The sequence below is a fragment of the Lutimaribacter degradans genome (assembly GCF_023703375.1).
GTDB classification, from domain to species: Bacteria; Pseudomonadota; Alphaproteobacteria; order Rhodobacterales; family Rhodobacteraceae; genus Lutimaribacter; species Lutimaribacter degradans.
Genome location: NZ_JAMQGO010000004.1, coordinates 123,923 through 142,338 on the forward strand (window position 1 = coordinate 123,923; position 18,416 = coordinate 142,338).

The following is an 18,416-nucleotide window of genomic DNA, read 5'->3' on the forward strand; positions in this document are numbered from 1 at the left end:
CTAGGCACCAAAGCCCTGGTCGCGCCGGGCAAGCACCAGGGCAACCAGTGCCGCGTCACGCCGCCGTGCAAGCGTGGTTTCATCCATTCTCGCCAACGCCGCGTCAAGGCCCGACACCAGGGCATCGACGGTCGCGGCATCCAGCCGCGGCGTGCCCAGATCGGCCCAACGCCGCTCTTGCGCCGGACCCAGGTGCTCAAGGTAATGGCGCAGGCCACCCTCACCGCCCCCCATGTGATAGGTCAGGTGCGGCCCCATCAGCGCCCATCGCAGCCCCGGGCCGGCGCTGACCGCGCGATCGACATCCTCGACAGTCGCGATTCCCTCGGCCACCAGGTGCACCGCCTCGCGGTACAATGCGGCGGTCAACCGGTTGGCCACGTGGCCGCGCGACTCGCGCAACGGCACGACGATTTCCCGCCCCAAGCCTTCATAGAAAGCGCGCGCGGTGGTGACCGTCTCTGCCTCGGTGTGCCGGCCCGGCACCAGTTCGACCAGCGGCACGAGATGCGGCGGGTTGAACGGATGACCCACCAAGATACGCCCGGGATGGGCCGCGCCCTGCTGCATCTCGCTGGCCATCAAGGCCGAGCTTGACGAGGCGATGATGACATTGGCCGTGACATGCGCCTCGATCCCGGCGATGATCTCGCGCTTCACCGGCAGCCGGTCCGGCCCGCATTCCTGCACGAATTGCACGCCTTGCAACGCCGCCTGCATGTCCGGCGTCACCCGCAATGCCGCCTGTGCCGCCTCAAGCGTTGTCCGCGCCAGCCCCAGCGCCTGCAAATCCGGCCAGGCCGCGGCAAGCTGTGCAAGCACGCGCGCCTCGGCCGCCTTGTCGATATCCTGGACGGTGACCGACAAACCATGCGCCAGGAACAACGCCGCCCACGAGGCACCGATCAAGCCGCCGCCAATCACCGTGACACGCTGTATCTCCATGCGCACCCCTGCCCTTCCTCTTGCTCAAAATACCCCCGTCGGAGGCGCCTACAGAACCACCCGCGCATCGTATCGAGGTTGGCCAGCCATGCCAACGCAGGCCACTGCCCATAGGCCCCAAGCACCAAGGCGAGATACCGGGTGCGCGCGCCCGACCAAATCAAACCACCAAACGAAAAACGCCGCCAGGCAATGCTGACGGCGCTTGATTCTTTTACTGCGAAACGGCTCAGGCCGTCAGGGCACCCTTGGCCTGGTCGACGATCGCGCCGAATGCCTCGGGCTCGTGCACGGCCAGGTCGGCCAGAACCTTGCGGTCCACCTCGATGCCGGCCATCGTCAGGCCGTTGATGAACCGGCTGTAGCTCAGCTGGTCGTCATGGGCGCGCACGGCCGCGTTGATCCGCTGGATCCACAGGGCGCGGAAATTGCGCTTACGGTTCTTGCGGTCACGGGTGGCGTACTGGTTCGCCTTGTCGACCGCCTGACGGGCGACCTTGAAGGTGTTCTTGCGACGGCCATAATAGCCTTTCGCGGCCTTGATGACCTTCTTGTGACGGGCGTGGGTGGTGGTACCGCCTTTGACTCGGGACATGGATCAGACCTCCTTAGCGCGCGTAGGGCATCATCGGCTTGATGATCTGCTCATCAGCCTTGGACAACGTGGTTGTTCCCCGCGCGTTGCGGATGAACTTGTTGGTGCGTTTGATCATGCCGTGGCGCTTGCCCGCCTGGGCCGCCTTGATCCGGCCCTTGGCCGTCACCTTGAACCGCTTCTTGCAGCTCGATTTCGTCTTCATCTTGGGCATTTCCGTCTCCTCTTGATCGGTCGACAACGCACGACTCGGCATGCCACCTTGGCCGGCCGCGCGGAACGAGTGCGCCGTATAGTGCGCCCCGGCCGGGGTTGCAAGCCCCAATCGCCGGGCGAGCTTTCGACGGGGCTTCAGATGAAGCGCGCGACCACACGCACGAAGACGTCGGGGATATCTTCAATATTGTAGCCCCCCGGCTTGGTCGCGATGGCCCAGACCACCAACCCGCCCCCGGCCATCAGAACCAGGGTCGCGACGCGCGGGGCGCGGCGGTCTGAAAAGGCGCTGACGATCGAGGGGATTGCAAAAACGCACAGCACGAAGCCCACGACCAAGGCCAGTTCACTGTCGAAACTCATGGTTTACCCGCCCGCGATTGTTGAAACTCACCCAAGCTACTCCGGATCGGCGGCGAAAATCAAATGTTCCGCGCAGGGCGCCACGCGCAGGATGTTGGTGGTGCCCGGCACGTTGAAAGGTACGCCGGCGATCACCAGTATCTGGTCCTCGGCGCTGGCATATCCTTGCGCACGCGCCGCGCGGGCCGCGTTGACCACCGCCATCTTGAACCGGCTCAACTCACCCGTCATCACGCAATTGACCCCCCAGGTCAGGGCCAGGCGCCGGGCCGTGCCCCGCACCGAGGTCATGCCGATGATCGGCACGCGCGGGCGTTCGCGCGCTGTCAGGGCCGCGGTGGTGCCGCTTTCGGTGTAACAGCAGATCGCGCGGATCTCGGTCGTCTCGGCGATTTCGCGCGCGGCGGCAACGATGCCGTCGGCAATGCTGTGCCGGTCGGCGCGGCGGCTTGCCTCGATCACCTCGACATAGGTCGGGTCGCTTTCCACCTCGATGGCGACGTTATCCATGGTTGTCACCGCTTCGACCGGATATTCGCCCGCCGCCGACTCCGCGCTCAGCATGATGGCATCGGCGCCTTCATAGATCGCCGTGGCCACGTCCGACACCTCGGCGCGCGTGGGCACCGGGCTTTCGATCATGGATTCCAGCATCTGCGTAGCCACGATCACCGGCTTGGCGGCTGCGCGGCATTTGCGCACCAGGCGCTTCTGGATCGGGGGCACGTTCTGCACCGGCAGTTCAACGCCCAGGTCACCCCGCGCCACCATGATGCCATCGCTGGCCGCAAGGATTTCGTCAAAGGCTTTGACGGCGGCCGGCTTCTCGATCTTCGACAGGATCGCTGCACGCCCCTGCGTCAGGTCGCGCGCTTCGTGCACATCCTCGGGGCGCTGCACGAAGCTGAGCGCCAGCCAGTCGACCCCCAGCTGGCAGACGAATTCAAGATCGGCCCGGTCCTTTTCGGACAGCGCGGCCAGCGGCAGCACCACGTCGGGCACGTTCACGCCCTTGCGGTTGGAAATCGTGCCGCCCACCTTCACCACGCAATCGGCGTGCTCGGCGCTGCATTCCTGCACCGCCAGGCGGATCTTGCCATCATTCACCAGCAATTCGGCGCCCGGTTCCAGAACGGCGAAAATCTCCGGATGCGGCAGGCAGACGCGGGTGGAATCGCCCGGCGTCGGGTCAAGATCAAGCCGGAACGCCGCGCCCTCTTCCAACTCTTCCTCGCCCTTCTCGAACTCACCCACCCGCAGCTTGGGCCCCTGGAGGTCGGCGAGAATGGCAATGGGGCTGTCAAGGTCGCGCTCAACCTGGCGGATCATGGCGTGCCGTTCGCGAATCTCGTCGTGGCTGCCATGGCTCATGTTCAGGCGGAACACGTCCGCCCCCGCCTCGTGCAGAGCCCGGATCATGTCATAGCTGTCCGATGCCGGCCCCAGCGTGGCCACGATTTTCACATTGCGGTGTCGTCTCATTCTGCCCACCCCCGGTTTTCGGATTTTATCCTGCATGGCAATTCCAATTTGCCGCATTCTGTCCTAGAGCGTGCGCAAAGGAAATGACAGCCCGATGACATACGAACCCTTCGAAATCGTCAACGAAACCGCGCAAGCGCGATGGCTGATCACCTGCGATCACGCCGCGAACACGGTGCCGCCCTTTGTCAATGACGGCCATCTTGGGCTGGCGGCGGGCGACATGGAACGCCACATTGCCTACGACGTGGGCGCCGCGGGTGTCACGCGCGAACTGGCGCGGTTGCTGGACGCGCCCGCCGTGCTATCGAATTTCTCGCGGTTGGTGATCGACCCGAACCGGGGAGAAGACGACCCCACGCTTTTGATGAAGCTCTATGACGGCACGATCATCCCCGCCAATCGCCATGCCGACGCGCAAGAGCTGACCCGGCGGTTGACCCGCTGCTACCGGCCCTATCACGAGGCGGTGGCGCGGCTGGCCGCGCGGCGCGACGACACGGTGATCGTCTCGATCCATTCCTACACACGGCAGTTGCAGGGCCGTCCGCCCCGGCCTTGGCATGTGGGCATTCTCTATGCCGCAGACACGCGGCTTTCCAGGCCCCTTGTCAACCTGCTGCGCGCCGAGCCTGACCTGTGCGTGGGCGAGAACGAGCCCTATGGCGGGCACTTGCCGGGAGATGCCATCGCGCGCCACGCCATAGCGCAGCAACGCCACAACACCCTGATCGAAATTCGCAATGATCTGATCGAAACGCCACGGGACCAGGCCGCCTGGGCCGCGCGCTTGGCGCCGTTGCTGACCCGCGCGCTGGATCACATCGGCAATTGACCGCACCGCGCGCCACGCGCACATTCTGCACATCGCAAAGGGAGACCGAGATGGACGACCAGACCCGCACCGAGATCGAGGCCGCCGCCTTTCGCCGCCTGCGCCAGCACCTGATGCAGGACCGCCCGGATGTGCAGAATATCGACCTGATGAACCTGGCCGGGTTCTGCCGCAACTGCCTGAGCCGCTGGTACCAGGAGGCCGCAGCAGACCATGGAATCGAGTTGTCCAAGGACGCCGCGCGCGAGATCTATTACGGCATGCCCTACGACGAGTGGAAGGCGCAGAACCAGTCCGAGGCCGACGCCCGGAAACAGGCGGCTTTCCAAAAGGCATTCGCCAAGAATGTCGGCAAGAAGGACTGAGACGGACCGGCCCCAGACGCCACGTTTGATCATATTCAAACTTGCGCAGATCGCTGCGCCGGTCTAGCAGATTGCGCATGACAGAAATCGCACAACCCCAAGCCGATGACAGCCGCGCCAAGCGCAACGTCGTGATTCTTGTTCTGGCCCAGGCCATACTGGGCGCGCAGATGCCGATGATTTTCACCATCGGCGGGTTGGCGGGGCAATCGCTGGCCAGCAATGCCTGCTGGGCGACATTGCCGATTTCGCTGATCGTTCTGGGCTCGATGCTGGCGGCCACGCCGATTTCGGCCCTGATGCAGAAATACGGCCGCCGCACCGGCTTCTGGATCGGGGCAAGCTGTGGCGCGCTTGGGGGGGCCGTCGGGGCCTACGGGCTTTACCTCGCCTCGTTCCCGATCTTCCTGCTCGGCAGCCTCATCACCGGCGTCTACATGTCGGCGCAAGGGTTCTACCGCTTTGCCGCGGCCGATACCGCGTCGGACGATTTTCGCCCCAAGGCGATTTCCTATGTCATGGCGGGCGGGCTGGCCTCGGCCATCATCGGGCCGCAACTGGTCAAGATCACCAGCCAGGCGATGGTGATTCCCTTCATGGGCACCTACCTGGCGGTGATCGGCGTCAACGTCATCGGGTCGCTGCTGTTTCTGTTTCTCGATATCCCGAAACCGCCCGTCCCCAGCGAGGACGCGCCGCGCGGCCGCTCGCGGTGGGAAATGATCACCACCCCGATCATCGCCGTCTCGGTGATCTGTGCCATGGTCTCTTACGCACTGATGAACCTGGTGATGACCTCCACGCCGCTTGCCGTGGTGGGGTGCGGGTTCGAGGAAGGCAACGCCGCCGACGTGGTCACCGCGCATGTTCTGGCGATGTATGTGCCCAGCTTCTTTACCGGGCACCTGATCGCGCGTTTCGGCGTGAAAACCATCGTCGCAAGCGGCCTTGTTATCCTGGGCGCGGCGGGCGTTGTCGCGTTGCAGGGGGTCGAGCTTGAAAACTTCTTCATCGCGCTGATCCTGCTGGGCGTGGGCTGGAATTTCGGCTTCATCGGCGCCACCACAATGCTGGCCGGCGCGCATGAGGCGCACGAGCGTGGCCGCATGCAGGGCCTGAACGACCTGATCGTTTTCGGCGGCGTCACCTTCGCCTCGCTCGCTTCGGGCGGGCTGATGAACTGCTCGGGCGGGAGCGCGATTGAAGGCTGGGCCAGCGTCAACCTTGCGATGGCCCCGTTCCTGGTGCTGGCGGGCGGCGCGCTGATCTGGCTCGCCATGCGCCCGCAAGAGGATTGATCGAGCGCGCAGCGACACAGGGGGCAACGCCCCCGCGCGATCAGACCTTGCGCAGGGCCAGAACCGCGTTCAGCCCGCCAAAGGCAAAAGCATTCGACAAAGCCACGTCAACCTTGGCCTCGCGCGCCTCGTTCGGCACAACGTCCAGCGCGCATTCCGGGTCGAACTCTTCATAGCCGATCGTGGGCGCGATCACCCCGTCGCGCACCGCCATGATACAGGCCAGCAATTCCACGGCGCCGGTTGCACCGATCAGGTGACCATGCATGGATTTCGTGGACGAGATCATCAAATCATCCGCGTGGGTGCCGAACACGTCGGCCACGGCCGCACATTCTGTCTTGTCATTGGCGGCGGTGCCCGTGCCATGCGCGTTGATATAGCACACGTCCTCGGGGTTCAGCCGCGCATCGCGCAACGCGCCCGAAATCGCCCGCGCCGCACCCTGTTTCGACGGCATCACGATGTCGGAAGCATCCGACGACATGGCATAGCCCGCCACCTCGGCCAGGATCTCGGCGCCACGCGCGCGCGCGTGTTCGTATTCCTCGAACACGAAAACCCCCGCGCCTTCGCCCTGCACCATACCGTTGCGGTTCGCCGAAAACGGGCGGCAGGCATCCTTTGACATGACGCGCAGCCCTTCCCACGCTTTCACCCCGCCAAAACATAGCATCGATTCAGACCCGCCGGTGACCATCGCCGGCGCCATGCCGGTGCGCACCATCTGGAAGGCCTGCGCCATCGCGTGGTTCGACGAGGCACAGGCCGTCGACACCGTGAAGGATGGCCCCTTCAGATTGTATTCCATGCTGATATGCGACACCGCGGCATTGGTCATCAGCTTGGGCACGACGAAGGGATGCACCCGGTTTTTCCCTTCCTCGTAGACGGCGCGATAATTGTCGTCCCAGGTGCTGACACCGCCGCCGGCGGTTCCCAGCACCACGCCGGCGCGCGCCGCCAGGTCGCCGATGAACTCTAGCCCCGACTGGTTGATCGCTTCTTTCGCGGCAACAAGGGTGAACTGGGTGAAACGGTCATACAGCGTCATCTGCTGACGATTGAACCGGCCCTCGGCCTCGAACCCCTTGACCTGCCCGCCGATCGAGATCGAAAGCCGCTCGACATCGCGGAACTCCAGTTGCCTGATACCGCATCGGCCTTCGCGCATGGCCTCAATCGTTTCGGGCACGTCATGGCCCAGGGCGTTGATCGTGCCCGCGCCCGTTATGACGACTCGCTTCATGCGTGCTGCTCGGCCACCAGCTTTTCGATTCCCTGCACGATCTGCCTGACCGAGGATATATCGAAATCGCTTTTTTCCGGCTCGTTGGCGTTGAAGGGTACGGATATGTCGAACGCCTCTTCGATGGCAAAGATCGACTCGACCAACCCTAGGCTGTCGATACCCAGATCTTCCAACGTGCTGTCCATCGTCACGTCAGACGGTTCCAGCACCGCTTGCTCCGCGATGATTTCGATGACCTTGTCCTTGACATTCATGCCCGGGCCTCCCTTCAGCTGCCGCCGATTTAGTCGCTCTGTCCCGGCTTGAAAACCGCTTTTTGCAACGCAGCGACCTGCTTCATCAGGCGCGGCAGCCGGCGCAGCGCCTTGTAGGTTTCGATATGGGTATCCATTTTCATCGCCGGATAGCCCATCATCACGCGGCCTGCGGGCACATTGGCCAGCACCTTGGTGGCGCCGCCGGTTATCACGTTGTCGCCGATGAACAGGTTGTCGGATACGCCGGTCTGCCCGCCCAACACCACGTTATTGCCGATCCGGGTCGAGCCAGCCACCCCCACAAGTCCGCAGATCAGGCAATCATTGCCGATCACCACGTTGTGGCCGATCTGGGCCAGGTTGTCGAATTTCACGCCATTGCCGATCTGCGTGTCGCGCACGGTGCCCCGGTCGATGCAGCTGTTCGCGCCCAGCTCGACATCGTCGCCGATGGTGACGTTGCCCAGCGAATGGATGCGCGCATAGGCCTGCGCGGTAATCTCGCCCTGGTCGCCCAGGCTGTCGCGGACGCGTTCGATGCTGCTTTGCTCGGGCGTGACGAAGGAATAGCCATCCGCCCCCACCGTGGCCCCCGGCTGCGCGATGAAGCGTTCGCCGATGGTCACGCGGGCCCCGATCCGCACGCCCTCGCGCAGATAGGCGCCCTGCCCCAGAACCGCGTCGGCCCCGACAAAACACTGCGGCCCGATCACCGCGCCGGCGCCGATGCGCGCGCGCGGGCCGATCACGCTTAGCGGGCCGATACTGGCATCGTCCGCAACCTCGGCCGTGGGGTCGATAACGGCCGTGGGGTGCACCCCCGGCGCGAAACCCTGCCCCGGGTCCATCATCGCCGAAAGCCCCGCCATCGCGTAACGCGGGCGCGGGGCGATGATCGCGGCCTCCAGCCCCAAGCCCTGCCAATCCGCCCCGTCCCAGACCAGCGCGGCACGGGCGTGCCCCTGCACCAGCCCGGCGGCGAATTCCGGCTTCATCGCCAGCGCCAGGTGATCGGGCCCGGCCATTGCGGGCTCGGCCACGCCTGTTACCGAAATATCAGTGGCGCCAAGGGCCTTTGCCCCCAGCGCCTTTGCGATGTCGTGAATGCTGTGGCGCATCTCGGCCCCCTGTCGTTCGGGGCCTGATTTACCCCTGAACCGCGCGCAACGCTACCCCTGACTGGGACAGTGCGTTCCAGATCCTGGCGTCACGGCCGTAGATATCGCGGCGGTACTGCGTATGGCCCTTGGCCTTGGTAAAGGCGGTGCGGTAAATCAGGTGCACCGGCACCGGCTGCTCCAGCGGCACGACGGTTTCACGGCCGGTATCAAGACGCTGCTTGAAGTACCCTTCGGGGTCGTTGGTTTGGCGCGCCAGCAGCGCATAGGCAAATTCGAACGGCTCTTGCAAGCGGACGCAGCCATGCGAATAGGCGCGCACCTCGCGACTGAACAAGTGTTTCGTCGGCGTGTCATGCAGGTAGATGTTGTAGCGGTTGGGGAACATGAACTTCACAAGCCCCAGCGCGTTGCTCTGGCCCGGTGGCTGCTTGATGTTGAACGGAAAGGTTCGCGCCGTGTAGTTGCTGAAATCCACCGCGTTGCGGTTGACGGTGCTTCCGCGCGAATCCACCACCCGCAAATGCGACACGGCGTTGCGGTTGCGTTTGAGCATCGGCAGGTATTCCTTGACCGCGATCGAACGGGGCACGTGCCAAGTAGGGTTGATGACCATGTGCTCCATCACGTCGGAAAACTCGGGCGTGCGACGATCCGAGGCCGTCGCCCCCACGACCGAGCGTGTTTCGAAGGTGACCGTGTCGTTATCGACGATCCGTGCCGAGAAATCGGTGATGTTCACCAGGATATGACGATCGCCGCGCGGCATGTTGAGCCAGCGTTCGCGCTCCATCGCCACCATGACCGATTTCAGGCGATCCTCGGCCGATGTGTTCACCTCGGTCATGGTGCCGTCACCGGCGACGCCATCGGGTTCAAGCCCGTGGGCCAACTGGAACGCCTGCACCGCCTGTTGCATCTCGGCGTCGTAGCTTTGCGTGGCGCTGCGCCCCATGAACCCCATGGCGATCAAGCGATTGCGCAGCGCGATGACCGCGTTGCCCGTGGCACCGGGCTTGAGCGCCCCGGCGGGAACGCGCGGCCCCCAGCCACCCGAGGCGACAAGATGCTCAAGCCGCATCTTTTCCTTCATCAGGCGGGCATATTCATTGGTGCGTGGCGGCAGCGCGCGGAAAAATCCGCTCGGGTTCGATTTGGCGAAATTGACCAGGTAAGACAGCCGGTCGCGCCGGGGCACGTCGCGCACGATGCCGCTGTCGATCTTGCCGGGGGTCAGTACGCCGGTCTGAACGTCGCGCGCATATTGCAAGAACACCCGGCTCATCTCGACCTCTACCACGCCGCGCGCCTTGGAGGTCTTGGCCGCGCTCAACCGGTCAAGCAGACCGTCGAGATCGTACCGTGGGGCCGGCAACCCGTGTTCTGGCGCATCGCGCAAGGCGGCCACCAGCGCGCTGCGCCGGGCCTTGCCGTTCGCGGCGGTCCAAAGGGGTTCGTAATTGCGATCCTGGTAAAAGGCGGCGATATGCTCATCATCCGACGCCGCGGTTGCAACCGCTTGCTTGAAGGCCGTCATCTGCGCCTGTGCCGGCAGGGCCAGCATCAGCGCGAGAGCCAAGGCAACAAGGCCGGCCAGCAGTCGGGCAACTCCGGCTTGGGTCGGGAAAACAAGCATCACGGTCCTCTTCGATCAATCGGTCATGCGAAACGGTCGGGTATCTTCCGTGATGCAGCTTCGGGCCCTACCTGTCCATTCACATTTCAGACAGGCGCGAAACGCGCCGCGCGGCTGATGCATCAAGGTCGCGGCATTTTGCAAATGAAGCACAGATTCCACGGTTTGCGCAGAAAATTGCCGAAAACCCTTGATAAACTAAAATTCGTACACTCGAGGCTTGGACCACGAATCGAGTTATGCAATAAGACCCCTGCATCTGGGGATGGATTGGCAGAGGTCATGCAACGACATGGCCGCAACAGGTAAGCGACGGGACGGGCGCGAAAATGACAGAACAACGTAGTGCGGGTATGTCCCGCCGGGCACTTTTAGGCGCATTCGCAGCTACAACGCTGACAGCGGCGCCGACATTTTCAAAAGCAGCAGGGTTTCTTCGGGGTGCGGGCGATATTCGCCGCCTGAAAATGTACAATCCCCGTTCGGGCGAACGGATCGACATGATCTACTGGATCGAAGGCGATTATATCGCCGACGCTGTCAAGGAAGTGAATTATTTCATGCGTGACTGGCGCAACAACAAGGTCAAGTCGATCGACCTGCGCACCATCGACATCATGACAGCCGCGCATAACCTGATGGATGTGAACGAACCCTACATGCTTCTTTCGGGCTATCGCAGCCCCGAAACGAACGCCATGTTGCGCCGCCGTTCGTCGGGTGTGGCCAAGAATTCCCGCCATATTCAAGGCGAGGCCGCCGACCTGCGGCTGGGGTCGCGCTCGGTTCAGCAGATGGCGCGCGCCGCCGCAGCCTGCCGGGCTGGTGGCGTGGGGCGGTATTCGCGCTCGAATTTCGTACACATGGATTGCGGGCCCGTACGCAGCTGGGGTAGCTGACAAACAACGTCCCGCATCAATAGACTTGGCCGCCCCGTCGTCCCCGGGGCGTTTTTTTAGTTGCGTCTGACAGCAAGGCAGCGAATATCTGCCCCCATGACCAACAGCCCCCTTTCCCCGCCTAGCCCCCTGCCCTCGATCCCTAAACTGGTGATCGTGCAAGCCATCGTTTCAGCGGCATCGCTGGTGGTCGAGATCGTGGCGGGCCGGATGCTGGCGCCCTTCGTGGGCATGTCGCTCTACACCTGGACGTCGATCATCGCTGTGGTTCTGGCGGGCTTTTCCGCAGGCCACTGGGCGGGGGGGCGCATGGCCGAGATGGACAGCCCGCGCGCGCTGCGCTGGACAGGCTGGGCCATGCTGGGTGCCGCCCTGACAACGGCGGGCGCGCTGTTCGCGCTGCGCTGGGGCGCGGCGGCGATCCTGCCGATGACCGAGAACGCCATCGTGGCCATCGTCGCGCTGTCGACCGCGGCGTTTTTCCTGCCCTCATTCTTTGCGGGCATTCCCGCGCCGGTTCTGGCCCAGATCAGTGTCAACGCCACACCGGACAGGTCGGGCCGCGCGCTGGGGGCGATGTTTGCCGCGGGCGCCATCGGGGCCATCGCGGGCACCTTGCTGGCGGGGTTTGTCTTCGTGTCATGGCTTGGCTCGACCGGAACGCTGGTTGCCGTGACAGCGGTTTACCTGGCCTCGGCCGCCGCGCTTTTGACCTGGGCCGGGCGTGCGGGTGCGCCACGCGGGTTCATGCTGGCGTTTGGCACCGGGTTGGCGGCGGTGGCCCTTGCGGGCACCGCACTGGCCCAACCCAGCCCCTGCACACGCGAAAGCGATTATTTCTGCATCCGCACCGTCGACATGAGCGCCGACCCCACGCGCCCGGTGAACATGATGGTGCTCGACCACCTGGTGCATGGCATGGCCGCGCGCGACGTGCCAGAGGTGATGTTTTACGAAAGCGCCGCGCTGCTGGATCGCTTGACGCTGATGCGCATGGGCGACGATACCTTTTCCGCCTTTCTGATCGGTGGCGGCACGTTCAGCGTGCCCCGCAAATGGGCGCTGCTGGACCCGGCGCCAGACGTGACCGTGGCCGAGATCGACCCGGCCGTGACCGAGGTTGCCATGCTCGATTTCTGGTTCGATCCAACCACGGCCCGCGTTCTGACCCAGGATGCCCGCCATGCGCTACGCAACAGCGACCGCCGCTTTGACGTGGTCCTGGGCGATGCCTTTACCGATATCGCGGTGCCCGAACACCTGGTGACGAAAGAGTTCTTCCAGCTTGTCCGCGACCGGCTGACGCCCGATGGCGTCTACCTGATGAACGTGATCGACCACGCCGACAACCTGCGCGCGCTGGCCTCGGTCACCGCGACGTTGGAGCAGGTTTTTCCAGTGGTTGAAATCTGGACCGAGGCGCGCTCGCCCCAGCCAGGGCAGCGGTTGGTCTTTACCCTTGTCGCGGGCAACGCGCCCAGCCCGGTCGAAATGGTCGATGGCCGCAATCCCGACCCCACGCGGTTTGGCCAGCTTACCGCGCGATTCCGCGAGGGGCTACAAGCCCGCGCGCCCGTTATCCTGACCGATGATTACGCGCCGGTCGACCGTCTGATCGGCACCCGTTTCTGATCCGGTCAGCCTGCCAACCCTGCGGCCAGAGGCGGCTTGACTGCCGCCCGACAGCCATCGTCGGATCAATCGGCGGGTTTCAGGCGGCCCGGCTCGTTGGTTTCAAGATAGGCCTCTTGTTCCGGCGTCAGGTCGATCGTGTCATAGCCGGTGATCATCGGCGCGACATGGCTGCGGAACCCGTGCCCGACCGTCAGCAAGTAGACATGCACGATGACGAACCCAGCGATCACATAGGCCGCCAGCAGGTGCAAGTTGGCGATAACGGTGATCCAGGTCACGGGCTGATCGACCGACCCTGACCAGATATTGTAGGTCAGATAGGCAATGCCGCTGATCCAGATCGTGGGAAACACGGCCCATTTCAGCGCGAAATAGGTCGCGGCCTGAAGCGGGTTATGCTTGCGCCAGAATATCTTTTCATACGGATGTTTCTCACCCTTGAAAACGCCCCAGGCATAGAACCGCGCCACGGCGAAAGTTCCCTCGATCTTGGGGATGAACTGCCGCCAGGTGCCGGTGGTGAACAGCCAGAATGTGGCGAAGACCCACAGCGCGAGAAGAGCCAGCGCCGCCGTCGTGTGCAGCATCACCGCCGGCCCGAAGGGCAGCGCCCCATGCGCCCCGTTCAACCCCAGCCCGGTGAACAGCAGGAAAAAGATAAGGGCGGCCTGGCTCCAATGCCACAAGCGTTCGAACCGTGGATATACCTTGACGCACCGTTTGGTCATGACGTGCCCCCTTTCTTGCCGCTGATCACCCGCAGCAGGATATGCAAGGCCACGCCGGCCAGCGCGGCCAGCACGATCAACCTGCCCAAGAGACCGGCCCAACCATTCGGGTTGCTGCCGGGCAGGAACACGCCGGCCAGCCCCACCATGCGCCCATCGGTGGCATGGCAGCTTTCACAATCCAGGGCCTGTTCGGCCGGGGCAACCATGTGGGTGATCGGCCAGTACATATGCGTATCGACGAACCCGTACTCGCCCGAATACTCCTGCCCTGCGGCCTTCATTCCGGCCTCGATGGCCTTGCTCCAGTCGAAATTCGTCCAGAACGCGGTGTCGGTCGTCGGCCCCCAGACATGCGTATAGGCAAGATGGTTGAGCGTCTTGTCATAGGCCTGCCGCCCTTCCATCCGCTTGAACGGCCAGATGCGGCTGCGGCCATCGTCGCGCGCGCCGGAGACCTTGTTCACCTCGACCACCTTTTCGGGGTCGATGGTGACATTTCCGGTGGTGTATTCCACCTGCCCGTCGAACCACGCATAGATCGGCGCGACATTTTCGGCCCACTCGAAATCGCCCTTGGTCGACAGGTAGGTGTGCAACTGCTGACCGTCCGACTGGGTAAACCCGTCCTCGTGATAGGGATTGCCATCTTTCAGCTTGCCGGCGGTGGACCAGTCCCACCAGGTCTTGGTTGCCACGCCGCCGCGGGCGAACTCGGGGATGTGGCAGGTCTGGCAAGCCAGAACGTCGGTGTGATCGTTCAGCTTGATGCCCTTGATGGTGGCCTCGTGCGGGTCATTGTCATGGCAGCTTTGGCACGTGGCCACGTCGCGCCGTGCACCGGGCTTGCCGGTGCCCATTTCGTCAGACGCATGGGTGGCATAGCGCGACCCGTCCCACTGGTGACGATCCGTCACGTGGCAGGTTGCGCAGGTGAAATTCTCACCCTCGGCCGACATGTGCACATCAACCTCGCGCGGGGGATCGTAAAGCACCGAGCTGAGATCGCCGTGTTTCACGTTGTCACCGCCACCGCCGTAGAAATGGCAACTGCCACAGTTCTCGCGCCCCGGCATCCCCACAGACTGCGCGGCCTGTGACAGGTCAACGGCCCATGCCTCGGCCCCGGTAATCGTCGTGGTGCCCGGCTTTACCGGATCAAGCGGCGGGTGCCCGGCGTCGGTGGCCGACTTGGCATACTGCCCCGACCTATCATGGCAAACAAGGCAATCAACGGCTGTGGATTGCTGCGGCGGGGGTTGGCTCATGTCCTCCCAGCCGTAGCCCGCATGGCACGAGGTGCAGCGCGGCTCGTTCCCCGCGACCGAGCCGCAGAACGCGTTGATCACGTTGCGCTTGCCCAGTTGCTGGCCGGTTTCCGGATGTTCGAAATTCCAGTTGAAATGGATCGAGTGCATCACCTGGTCGTCGGCCTCGGTGTGGCAGCTGATGCAGGCCTTGGTCACCTCGGGGCCGGAATCGAACTCCTGTTTCAGGATTTCGAACTTGCTGTGATCCGCCGTGCTGTCACGACCGGGTATCTCTGGTGGGGCTCCCTGTGCCGTGGCCCCGACCGCCCATAGGGTCAGCGCCAACAGGCCAAGGATCGTTTGGGTGGGCAAAGGCATTGCCGCTCCTCCTCGGGACTATGCATTCTGAAAGTAGAATGCCAGTCGCGCCCTCGCGCTTTGATCTGGATCAACGACCCTTGGCGCGCGCTTGACCATGGCCCCGAACCCAGGGTCAAAGCTGGCTTTCCAGGCGGCCACCTTCACAGGTCATGAAACCCCGATGGCGCCTGCATCGGGATTGCGGTCGCTCAGGGGCCGACCACGCGCGGGGCGCGTATCCAGGTGACGGTGTCGCGCGTTGCGATCAAACCCCAGACCGGGCTTCCATCAACGAAGGAAACCGCCTGCACCGCATCATCTTGCCAAAGACCGCGTTCGACCAGGAACGCGTCGGCAGGGCCAGCGGCAAAAAGCCGGCCGATCAGTTCGGCATCCGATGGCAGGCCGTCGGCCGCGGTTGGCAAGGGCACACCCGTATCTGCCGTGGGCGGTGCGGTTTCGGCGCCGGTCACCCGGCTGGGATCGGCGGCACCGCACCTGGCCGGGCCGCAGCGATCAGCGGTTTGCGGGTTCAACTCAAGGCGGCCCGCCGCGACAAGGCCGGCACGCATCCCCTGGACCGGGCGCATCGCGTAGCGCCATTCGACATTTGGCCCGATACCGAAGGTTTCGGGCGGCGCCACGCGATCGGCGCCGACGATCTCGGCCAGTGCCGCCCTGCGCGCCGACCCAAGATTCTGCCGCAAAACCGAGATGAGCGAGACGGGAACCGGGCTGCCTGCCCCGGCAGGGCGAACCTCTTGCGTCTCGACGGTGATCCAGCTGCGGGAATGGGGCAGCGGTTTTTCCTCGGACTCAAAAAGCAACGCGGCGCGTGCGGCGGGCGGCAGATCGGCATCCGGCAGGAAAACCGATGAGCCATCCGCCGGTAGCCTGTTGCGCACGGCCCGTTCCAGTTGTTCGATGTCACGGCGCTCGTACCCCGCGACAAAGGGGGCGGCGGTGCCGGTGACGCTTTGGCCGCTTGCACGGGTGGTGGTTCCGGCTGCACCGGGCAGCGGCACGGGAATGGCGATCACGCTGCGTTCCAGCCCTTCGAACCCCTGTTCCCATACCGAGATCAGCGCAACACCGCGCCCATCTGGCCGTGGGTGGCCCGCCGAGGCCACGGTGTCGATACGATACGCAACGGGGCAACCGCGCGAGCTGGGGATACGGCTGTCTTCGTGCAGAACCTGGGGGCGGTCGCCCGATCGCAGATGCGTCAGCCGGTAGCCGCGCAAAGCCTCGGGCCGGGGGCAGAATTCTGCCCCACCGGGAACTGCGATTTCCTCAAGCTCAAATGTGGTCGTGGCCTGGGGGGGCCGGGTCGGATCGTCAGGGTTGGGGCGTGCGACCGTGATCCGCGACGGCGCGTCGTGCGCTTCGCCGATACCACGGGCAAACAAGACAGTTGCAGGCCGACGGATTTCGAGCCCGCCCAATAGCTCGGCGCTCTTGGCCCGCACTTCCTCGCGCTTGGCCGATAGCGCAGCGTAGGGAGCGGCCTCGACCTCGGCCATATTGGCCTCGGATGCGCGCGAACGCACCGGAGAGCCAGACACCCACGCATCTCGATCAAGGTCGACGATGAAGATGTTGGAAAAGGGCAACCCTGACCCGCGTTGCAGGCCGTATGTCTCGAAGGCGACATATCGACCGTCCGGTGAAAAGCCGATGATGCGATCATGCGTGTAGTCCGCCAGGGCGGACCCGGCGAGCACCGACAGGAAACCGAAAAGAAGCGCCGCACCTCTCATTGTGCTGCCGCCTCCGTCGGTATCGCGCGCTCCTTGAGCTTGCGGAATTTCGACGACATCGAATCCAGCCGCGCATCCCATTCCGGGTTGGGGGTCTGGCCCTCGATTGTCTTGAAATAGGCTTGCAGCAGGCACGCCACGGCAAGCGGCTCAAGCAGGGCCTGCTTGACCGACCATGCCAGGATCAACGCAACGACAACGCCTGCCGCCGACATGCCGCTGGGAAACAGGTGCGAGATCGCCGCCGCAGGGGCCAGCATCAAGAACAGGATCACCGCCGTCAGGCCATAGACAAAGACCGTGACGAAGGCCGCGTTGCGCAGCATCGGCTTGTAGTTCTGCGCGTAAAGCACCAGCGCCTCGCGCGCCGAGCCCCAGGGGTCGGTGGCGCGGGTGCGCATGGCGTGGGCCAGGATCACCTCGTCGATGAAACCGACAGCCACGTTCAGAAAGGCCCGCAGGATCGTGACCAGTTGCTTGATGCCGGGAATGGGCAGCAACGTGAACACGCCCCGGATCAGCCCGGTGATGGCGCGCAACACCCCCTTCACGATCTGGTCGACCGCGAAGAGCGTGCTGGCCTCGGCGAAACGGGCGCGCACCATGGCCTGCGCGTGGCCCACCTGGCTGCGCCCCTCGGGGATCGGGCGGTTGTCGATCAATTCGACCAGGACCGCGATATGCCCCGCCTTCACAAGGTAAAGCACGTATTCACGCAGCCAGTACATCACGATCGCGACGAGGCCGAACCCAGTGACGCCACCAAAGAAAGTGGCCGAACCCCGGAACCCCTCGTCGCCCATGGCACCGATCCCCCAGCCTATGCCGGCGCCGGTACCAGTAGCGAGAACATAAGCGAGCGCTGCACCGAAATAGACGGCCATGCGCAGCAGTATGAAAGGCAAGGTTTGCATCATCAGCCCGATGCTGCGCCGGAATGAAAAGTCCCACATGATCGTTTCCTTCTCCGATTTGTTTTGCCTGCATATTCCCGCCGGGATGCCCGACATCTCCATGCCTGCCGGTTCAACGCTACTTTTTCAGCGAATCCCGCAGGTGGCGTTGCGTCATCTTGGCCTGGCGCGGATCGAGCCCGAGAATGCGCCCGACAATCTTGGGGTCGGCCTTGATCAGGTCACCGGCGGTGGTGATGCGATTGCTGTAGAAATTGCGCAGTTGAACGGGCGTGAAATGATCGCCGGGAAACTGTTTTAGCGGCAGGTCGATCGTCACGCCCTTGGCATGACCCAACTTGATGAACTCTTCGGCCCAAACCGATGCCGCGGGTGCGCTGAAACCGATCGACAGCGCCAGCAGCACTGCATTGCGAAACTGGTCTTTCTTCATTCTTTTCTCCTTTGTTCCGGCGCGCCACGGGCAACAGATTGGCGGGCCGAACCGGTGTCACAAGCTGCCCAGGGC

Annotated in this window: 19 protein-coding genes; 5 read left to right on the forward strand and 14 right to left on the reverse strand. The window is 64.0% G+C overall.

Going from position 1 to position 18,416, the window contains the following annotated elements; all coding sequences use genetic code 11:
• The 5 genes from M8744_RS08545 to pyk all read right to left on the reverse strand — a co-directional run bounded on the left by M8744_RS08545 (position 1) and on the right by pyk (position 3,601).
• Positions 1-945, reverse strand: a complete 945-nt coding sequence (locus M8744_RS08545) for a 3-hydroxyacyl-CoA dehydrogenase NAD-binding domain-containing protein (protein ID WP_251413187.1) — start codon at positions 943-945, stop codon at positions 1-3.
• Between the two features lie 229 nt (positions 946-1,174).
• Entirely contained in the window at positions 1,175-1,540 is a 366-nt protein-coding gene (gene rplT / locus M8744_RS08550; protein WP_251413189.1) for a 50S ribosomal protein L20, read from the reverse strand.
• 13 nt (positions 1,541-1,553) lie between these two features.
• Positions 1,554-1,754, reverse strand: coding sequence for a 50S ribosomal protein L35 (gene rpmI / locus M8744_RS08555; RefSeq protein WP_251413191.1), 201 nt, complete (start codon positions 1,752-1,754; stop codon positions 1,554-1,556).
• Between the two features lie 137 nt (positions 1,755-1,891).
• Positions 1,892-2,119, reverse strand: a complete 228-nt coding sequence (locus M8744_RS08560) for a hypothetical protein (RefSeq protein WP_251413194.1) — start codon at positions 2,117-2,119, stop codon at positions 1,892-1,894.
• 36 nt (positions 2,120-2,155) lie between these two features.
• On the reverse strand, positions 2,156-3,601 hold the full coding sequence (gene pyk, locus M8744_RS08565; protein WP_251413198.1) for a pyruvate kinase: 1,446 nt from the start codon (positions 3,599-3,601) through the stop codon (positions 2,156-2,158).
• 94 nt (positions 3,602-3,695) lie between these two features.
• Here pyk and M8744_RS08570 point away from each other — a divergent pair, with 94 nt between their 5' ends.
• The 3 genes from M8744_RS08570 (at position 3,696) to M8744_RS08580 (ending at position 6,099) form a co-directional block, all read left to right on the forward strand.
• Entirely contained in the window at positions 3,696-4,436 is a 741-nt protein-coding gene (locus M8744_RS08570; RefSeq protein ID WP_251413205.1) for an N-formylglutamate amidohydrolase, read from the forward strand.
• A gap of 50 nt (positions 4,437-4,486) precedes the next feature.
• Entirely contained in the window at positions 4,487-4,801 is a 315-nt protein-coding gene (locus M8744_RS08575) for a DUF1244 domain-containing protein (RefSeq protein WP_251413208.1), read from the forward strand.
• Between the two features lie 77 nt (positions 4,802-4,878).
• On the forward strand, positions 4,879-6,099 hold the full coding sequence (locus tag M8744_RS08580) for an MFS transporter (protein ID WP_251413211.1): 1,221 nt from the start codon (positions 4,879-4,881) through the stop codon (positions 6,097-6,099).
• Positions 6,100-6,139: 40 nt separating this feature from the next.
• On the opposite strand, the gene M8744_RS08585 is transcribed toward M8744_RS08580, so the two are convergent.
• Genes M8744_RS08585 through M8744_RS08600 form a run of 4 tightly spaced genes read right to left on the reverse strand, consistent with a single transcriptional unit; the run spans position 6,140 to position 10,362 of the window.
• A complete protein-coding gene (locus M8744_RS08585; RefSeq protein WP_251413214.1) occupies positions 6,140-7,348 on the reverse strand; it encodes a beta-ketoacyl-[acyl-carrier-protein] synthase family protein in 1,209 nt (402 codons plus the stop codon).
• Positions 7,345-7,605, reverse strand: coding sequence for an acyl carrier protein (locus tag M8744_RS08590; RefSeq protein ID WP_251413217.1), 261 nt, complete (start codon positions 7,603-7,605; stop codon positions 7,345-7,347). The genes M8744_RS08585 and M8744_RS08590 overlap by 4 nt, the downstream gene beginning before the upstream one ends.
• A gap of 29 nt (positions 7,606-7,634) precedes the next feature.
• The gene (gene lpxD / locus M8744_RS08595) at positions 7,635-8,726 is read right to left on the reverse strand and encodes a UDP-3-O-(3-hydroxymyristoyl)glucosamine N-acyltransferase (RefSeq protein WP_251413230.1); all 1,092 of its coding nucleotides are present in this window, start codon (positions 8,724-8,726) and stop codon (positions 7,635-7,637) included.
• A gap of 28 nt (positions 8,727-8,754) precedes the next feature.
• The gene (locus M8744_RS08600; RefSeq protein ID WP_434481356.1) at positions 8,755-10,362 is read right to left on the reverse strand and encodes a L,D-transpeptidase family protein; all 1,608 of its coding nucleotides are present in this window, start codon (positions 10,360-10,362) and stop codon (positions 8,755-8,757) included.
• Between the two features lie 329 nt (positions 10,363-10,691).
• On the opposite strand from M8744_RS08600, the gene mepK reads away from it, so the two are divergent.
• On the forward strand, positions 10,692-11,261 hold the full coding sequence (gene mepK, locus M8744_RS08605) for a peptidoglycan L,D-endopeptidase MepK (RefSeq protein ID WP_251413235.1): 570 nt from the start codon (positions 10,692-10,694) through the stop codon (positions 11,259-11,261).
• 96 nt (positions 11,262-11,357) lie between these two features.
• A complete protein-coding gene (locus tag M8744_RS08610) occupies positions 11,358-12,893 on the forward strand; it encodes a fused MFS/spermidine synthase (protein WP_251413250.1) in 1,536 nt (511 codons plus the stop codon).
• 65 nt (positions 12,894-12,958) lie between these two features.
• Here the strand turns inward: M8744_RS08610 and M8744_RS08615 are convergent, their stop codons facing one another.
• The 5 genes from M8744_RS08615 to M8744_RS08635 form a co-directional block, all read right to left on the reverse strand.
• The gene (locus tag M8744_RS08615; RefSeq protein WP_251413265.1) at positions 12,959-13,624 is read right to left on the reverse strand and encodes a cytochrome b/b6 domain-containing protein; all 666 of its coding nucleotides are present in this window, start codon (positions 13,622-13,624) and stop codon (positions 12,959-12,961) included.
• The gene (locus M8744_RS08620) at positions 13,621-15,252 is read right to left on the reverse strand and encodes a tetrathionate reductase family octaheme c-type cytochrome (RefSeq protein WP_251413285.1); all 1,632 of its coding nucleotides are present in this window, start codon (positions 15,250-15,252) and stop codon (positions 13,621-13,623) included. The genes M8744_RS08615 and M8744_RS08620 overlap by 4 nt, the downstream gene beginning before the upstream one ends.
• Before the next feature lie 191 nt (positions 15,253-15,443).
• Positions 15,444-16,994, reverse strand: a complete 1,551-nt coding sequence (locus M8744_RS08625; RefSeq protein ID WP_251413286.1) for a DUF2259 domain-containing protein — start codon at positions 16,992-16,994, stop codon at positions 15,444-15,446.
• A complete protein-coding gene (locus M8744_RS08630) occupies positions 16,991-17,947 on the reverse strand; it encodes a hypothetical protein (RefSeq protein ID WP_251413288.1) in 957 nt (318 codons plus the stop codon). The genes M8744_RS08625 and M8744_RS08630 overlap by 4 nt, the downstream gene beginning before the upstream one ends.
• Positions 17,948-18,026: 79 nt before the next feature.
• On the reverse strand, positions 18,027-18,341 hold the full coding sequence (locus tag M8744_RS08635) for a hypothetical protein (protein ID WP_251413290.1): 315 nt from the start codon (positions 18,339-18,341) through the stop codon (positions 18,027-18,029).
• Between the last annotated feature and the right edge of the window lie 75 nt (positions 18,342-18,416).

Bases quoted from the DNA above. Each gene is read 5' to 3' on its own strand.
- M8744_RS08615 (WP_251413265.1), bottom strand. From the start codon at position 13,624: ATGACCAAACGGTGCGTCAAGGTATATCCACGGTTCGAACGCTTGTGG.
- lpxD (WP_251413230.1), bottom strand. From the start codon at position 8,726: ATGCGCCACAGCATTCACGACATCGCAAAGGCGCTGGGGGCAAAGGCC.
- rpmI (WP_251413191.1), bottom strand. From the start codon at position 1,754: ATGCCCAAGATGAAGACGAAATCGAGCTGCAAGAAGCGGTTCAAGGTG.
- rplT (WP_251413189.1), bottom strand. From the start codon at position 1,540: ATGTCCCGAGTCAAAGGCGGTACCACCACCCACGCCCGTCACAAGAAG.
- M8744_RS08585 (WP_251413214.1), bottom strand. From the start codon at position 7,348: ATGAAGCGAGTCGTCATAACGGGCGCGGGCACGATCAACGCCCTGGGC.
- M8744_RS08590 (WP_251413217.1), bottom strand. From the start codon at position 7,605: ATGAATGTCAAGGACAAGGTCATCGAAATCATCGCGGAGCAAGCGGTG.
- M8744_RS08630 (WP_251413288.1), bottom strand. From the start codon at position 17,947: ATGTGGGACTTTTCATTCCGGCGCAGCATCGGGCTGATGATGCAAACC.
- M8744_RS08625 (WP_251413286.1), bottom strand. From the start codon at position 16,994: ATGAGAGGTGCGGCGCTTCTTTTCGGTTTCCTGTCGGTGCTCGCCGGG.
- M8744_RS08600 (WP_434481356.1), bottom strand. From the start codon at position 10,362: ATGCTTGTTTTCCCGACCCAAGCCGGAGTTGCCCGACTGCTGGCCGGC.
- mepK (WP_251413235.1), top strand. From the start codon at position 10,692: ATGACAGAACAACGTAGTGCGGGTATGTCCCGCCGGGCACTTTTAGGC.
- M8744_RS08620 (WP_251413285.1), bottom strand. From the start codon at position 15,252: ATGCCTTTGCCCACCCAAACGATCCTTGGCCTGTTGGCGCTGACCCTA.
- M8744_RS08545 (WP_251413187.1), bottom strand. From the start codon at position 945: ATGGAGATACAGCGTGTCACGGTGATTGGCGGCGGCTTGATCGGTGCC.
- pyk (WP_251413198.1), bottom strand. From the start codon at position 3,601: ATGAGACGACACCGCAATGTGAAAATCGTGGCCACGCTGGGGCCGGCA.
- M8744_RS08610 (WP_251413250.1), top strand. From the start codon at position 11,358: ATGACCAACAGCCCCCTTTCCCCGCCTAGCCCCCTGCCCTCGATCCCT.
- M8744_RS08635 (WP_251413290.1), bottom strand. From the start codon at position 18,341: ATGAAGAAAGACCAGTTTCGCAATGCAGTGCTGCTGGCGCTGTCGATC.
- M8744_RS08570 (WP_251413205.1), top strand. From the start codon at position 3,696: ATGACATACGAACCCTTCGAAATCGTCAACGAAACCGCGCAAGCGCGA.
- M8744_RS08575 (WP_251413208.1), top strand. From the start codon at position 4,487: ATGGACGACCAGACCCGCACCGAGATCGAGGCCGCCGCCTTTCGCCGC.
- M8744_RS08560 (WP_251413194.1), bottom strand. From the start codon at position 2,119: ATGAGTTTCGACAGTGAACTGGCCTTGGTCGTGGGCTTCGTGCTGTGC.
- M8744_RS08580 (WP_251413211.1), top strand. From the start codon at position 4,879: ATGACAGAAATCGCACAACCCCAAGCCGATGACAGCCGCGCCAAGCGC.